This window comes from Synechococcus sp. H60.3 (genome assembly GCF_047462295.1).
GTDB lineage: Bacteria > Cyanobacteriota > Cyanobacteriia > Thermostichales > Thermostichaceae > Thermostichus.
The window spans coordinates 1-3,881 of the sequence record NZ_JANSIY010000166.1 but is presented as its reverse complement, the minus strand read 5'-3'; the positions used below and the strand labels follow the sequence as shown (position 1 = coordinate 3,881).

Here is a 3,881-nt window from a genome sequence, read left to right as displayed (position 1 = left end):
TGAGGGGTGACCCTCCGGTAACCTAGCTCGGTGCCAGGCTCTTCTCTCCACCCCAACCCCCCAACTTTTGGGGGGTTAATTTTCATATGGAGGGAAAGAGACTTACGGGAAGTTTCTCCATTGAGCTCGTCGCAAGAGTTCTGGACGTTCCAGACGGTTGAAGATGCGTGTGATCAGCTCTGGATCGGCGATGGGTTTACCAACGAAGTCATCTCCTACCGCTTGAAAAACTTGTTCGACCGTCTGAGGGTCTATGTGGGCAGTTAGGAAGAGTATTGGGATCCAGCTCCAATCTCGATCATTGCGTACAACTTGGCAAGGTTCGATATTTCAATATGCTTTTCCCCCTTGTATCTCTGACGATAATGATAAGCTCCTTGACCGCGTAAACTCCGAGCTACTCCCCGTTCCATTTCCTCCTATACCTCTGCCTGGTCGAGGACAATCAAATCCTCCGCTGGAATATCCCTGACTTCTTGACCATAAGCTAGTCGTTCTCTTTGCACCTCCTCTTCTTGGACTCTCCCACTGCGGTAAGTCTTTTTTTTGGAGTCATTCCTTGCTTTTTCAAGAAATTGTGTATCGTGAAAGTAATTACATTAATCGCTAAGCGTTCCCGCAACAGTTCTTGATACTGCTAAAGGTAGAAGTCTGGGTATTCTGCAATAATTGCCATCACTTCCTGTCGATGTTGTTCCAAAATACCCACTTGCTTCGCACCTACTTTCTTGGAGATTAATCCTGAGTTGGTTGGTACTGTCGCACCCAACGGTGTACTGTTCTTTTGGTTACCATGAACCGTTCGGCTACCTGGCGGATAGAGGTCTGACCTGCCTGATAAGCTGCTACAACTCTTTGCCGTAGATCCTAAAGAAGGGGTTGGCATCCCCTTCTCTCCTTCTTTTTGAGACCTGTACCCTACTCTAAAGTGATTACCAAGCCCTTCGATGCCACCAGATTGGCGGCTCAGGTGGCCGAGACGGTGGGCTGGGATCCCTTAAATACAAGCTGAGGAAGAAAAAAGGCAGGGCTGAGTTGTCCCTGCCAAGAAGATCGAGAGCTGAGCCCCTGCTCCTTCTGTTGCAATCGCTGTAGCAAGGCGCGATTACGTTTGTTAATCTGGCGCTTCCGTGCCGTTCCCCCATGACCACGATAGTTCCTGCCCTGGCGGCGGGGGGATTCGTGAGATTTCAGCCGCATGGGATCCCTCTGGCCAATCCGCTAGTCTCACCCGATTCTAATCGAAGCTTCGGCCCTCGACAGGGGCGAGAACCGCACTTTGGCTTAGCCAGTTTTTGAGGCAATAGGTGGCCCGGCAGTCGTCCTCGTTGTAGATGAGCGACTGCTCCAAATAGCGGCGATCTCGAGTTTCCAGCCATTGGCTGTACCAGTAGATGGACTGGGCTCCATTGGCATTGGGCAACCGCCACTCGAACCCCAGCCAGCGGGCAATGTTTTTCAGGGAATAGCTTTCAATGGGCAGCACCACCGAGCGTTGGATCCAGGCGTGTAAATCTACGAAGCGCTGCAACAATTGCCGCACCTGCCGCGAATCCGTAGGGTATCGCTCCCCCAGCCGCTGACAGGTCTGCACTTCAAAGCCATGGAAATGGTAGATGGGCGCTTCAGGGTAGCGTTGAACCAGGTGCAAAAATTGTTTCCAAGCTTGCCCTTCTTCCTGGGGCTCGACAGCCAGGCAACTGTGGTAGCTCACCAGCTTTTCCCCCTCGGCTTGTTGCACCACCAGCAAGCCCAACAGGTAAGCGACGTTGTGACGGGGATCCGCCTCGATATCGAAGTACAGCTCCACGGGTGCTGTCGGCAGAGCTTGCGGCGGCGATTGCAGCCAAAGGGGCTTGCGGCTGAGGGTGGCACGGGCTTGAAGCTGCAGTTGCAGGGCCACGCCGGCTCCCAGCTTGGGGATGGCCTGGAGCATCTCCAGGCGGGCGTTGGCTAAGGCCTCAATCGAGTTGATCCCTGCCTCTTGCAAAAGGGGATAGCGGGATCCGGTTACACCCGGTAGCAGGCTGAGGGGTTGGGCAACGGCATTCAACTGCCGACAGTGCTCCCGCCAGTGGCAAAGATGACAGCGGCTGCGGGCCATCAACACCTGGGGCGGCTCCGGCTGGTCGAGGGAGCGCAGATAGTCTTGCAGCAGGCGGCGCACCTGGACGCGGCGTCGGCTGAGGTGGACAGGGTGCCACTTCCCATCTTTTAGAATCAAAAAGCCGCGTTTGGGCACCTGCCCCTGCAGGGATCCCAGCAATTCGGCCTGCAGCGCCAGCAACAATTCGTACTCCGGCTTGGGTCGCTTGCCAATGCGAATGTGAACCGGCAGGTAGGCGGGCCGGCCTTGGCTGCGAAGGGCGGAATCCCGAATCAGGAGATCCAGGGAGCTGCTTACCCAAAGGGAACGAAACTCTGGAAGAGCCGCAGGCGGCAGTCCAGAGTTGGAGGGTGTCTTGTCGGTGGAGTCCTCTTCAGGGAGCGCAACCTCTGTCTCAGGGGAAGGGGCAAGGGCAACTGCAGAGCCGGCAGGCTCTGCCTCAGCAACTCCCTCGGGATCCACTTCCCAGAAGAGCTCTGCTACGACCTGTCCGCCGTAGATCCGCTCTGCCCCTGCTGCCATGGCTGCCAAAAGGGCTTCATTACCCGGCGCGACCTGTTCGCCGGGGAATTGCTCCAGCACAGCAGCTTGTAAAGCTTGGCGATCCCGGCGCCATTGCTCCAGCAGGCTTTCCGGCGGCAGCTTGGCTTCTTGAGGCCCAAACCGATCTAGGTAGGGCAGGCGCCGACAGCGAAAAAAGGCCAGCAACTCTTCTGCGTCAATAGAACCCTGCTGGGCTGCTGCAACCTGAAACTCCAACGGCGGACGACCTCAGCTCTGCTGCCATTTTGGCACGCCTTTTGGGGATCCCTTACGACCTGGGATCCTGAGCTGACAAAAGATGGGCGATGAGGCGGTCAACTGTTTCCGCTTGGCGACGGGCCGTCTCCGCCTGCTGCTGGCAAACGGCCTTCAACTCCCCCAGCCAGGCAGTTTGCTCCTGGGTCATCAGCACCTGTTGCTGAGCAATGTCCTTCAAATAAGACAAGTCGTCTTTGATGGAGCTGACGCTCTCGGCTAGGGTCAGCACGGCACCAACTAGGCGATCCAGGCGGAAGTCAATTTGGTCAAATCGGTCTTTGCTCTGCATTTTTTACTTAGTTGCAGCTGTTGGCGGCTAGGGGAGAAAGGGGCTGAGTCCATCATGACCTGCGTCTACGGATATGCCATGAGCTTTTCAGCACAATTTGCCCTCCTGCAACATGGCCCTGCCCTGTCTTGTAAGCGCAGTTTTCAGGGGCAGTGTCTACTTGTTTTGCAAGCTTCAGCAGAGTTGACAGAGGATGGGATCACAGCCACGGAAGAGCTCGAGAGATCACACAGCAGGGATCCCCAGTAAGACCTGTGGCTCAACTGACGTATGCTGGAGAAGAAAGATTTCTTTACACCCGCAGATGGAGCCGACTGTAACCGCTCTTTCGATGGCCCCGGCCCTGCCTCAGACCCAGCCGGCAGCAGTGGAAATGCAGGGGGTGTGGAAGCGCTTTGGGCAGCAGGTGGCCGTGCAGGACTTGAGCCTGCGGATCCCACAGGGGGAGGTGTTTGCTCTGCTGGGGCCCAACGGGGCTGGGAAGTCCACCACCATCCGCATGCTCACCAGCCTCACCCGTCCCAGCCAGGGATCCATCTATGTGGGGGGCTACGACGTGGTGCGGGATCCCTTGGCGGTGCGGCGGCAGATTGGGGTGGTGTTGCAGCCCATCACCCTGGAGGCAGAGCTGACGGTTTGGGAAAATCTGGAGTTTCATGGGCGCATGCACCACATTCCCAACCC

At 56.6% G+C, this 3,881-nt stretch carries 4 protein-coding genes and 1 pseudogene; 2 read left to right on the top strand and 3 right to left on the bottom strand.

What is annotated here, in order from left to right; all coding sequences use genetic code 11:
- Positions 1-120 precede the first annotated feature (120 nt).
- Positions 121-267 (top strand): hypothetical protein, encoded by a 147-nt coding sequence (locus NW841_RS12265; RefSeq protein WP_414386627.1) that lies wholly within the window; start codon positions 121-123, stop codon positions 265-267.
- A gap of 47 nt (positions 268-314) precedes the next feature.
- Here the strand turns inward: NW841_RS12265 and NW841_RS12260 are convergent.
- From NW841_RS12260 to NW841_RS12250, 3 genes and pseudogenes are all read right to left on the bottom strand, one after another.
- Positions 315-886, bottom strand: a pseudogene (locus tag NW841_RS12260) (helix-turn-helix domain-containing protein); the annotation flags it as partial.
- Between the two features lie 351 nt (positions 887-1,237).
- Positions 1,238-2,866, bottom strand: coding sequence for a TM0106 family RecB-like putative nuclease (locus NW841_RS12255; protein ID WP_414386625.1), 1,629 nt, complete (start codon positions 2,864-2,866; stop codon positions 1,238-1,240).
- Positions 2,867-2,918: 52 nt separating this feature from the next.
- The gene (locus NW841_RS12250; RefSeq protein WP_414386622.1) at positions 2,919-3,197 is read right to left on the bottom strand and encodes a hypothetical protein; all 279 of its coding nucleotides are present in this window, start codon (positions 3,195-3,197) and stop codon (positions 2,919-2,921) included.
- 304 nt (positions 3,198-3,501) lie between these two features.
- Between NW841_RS12250 and NW841_RS12245 the strand changes: the two genes are divergently transcribed.
- Positions 3,502-3,881: ATP-binding cassette domain-containing protein (locus NW841_RS12245; RefSeq protein WP_414386620.1), on the top strand; the 380-nt coding region annotated here is incomplete at its 3' end.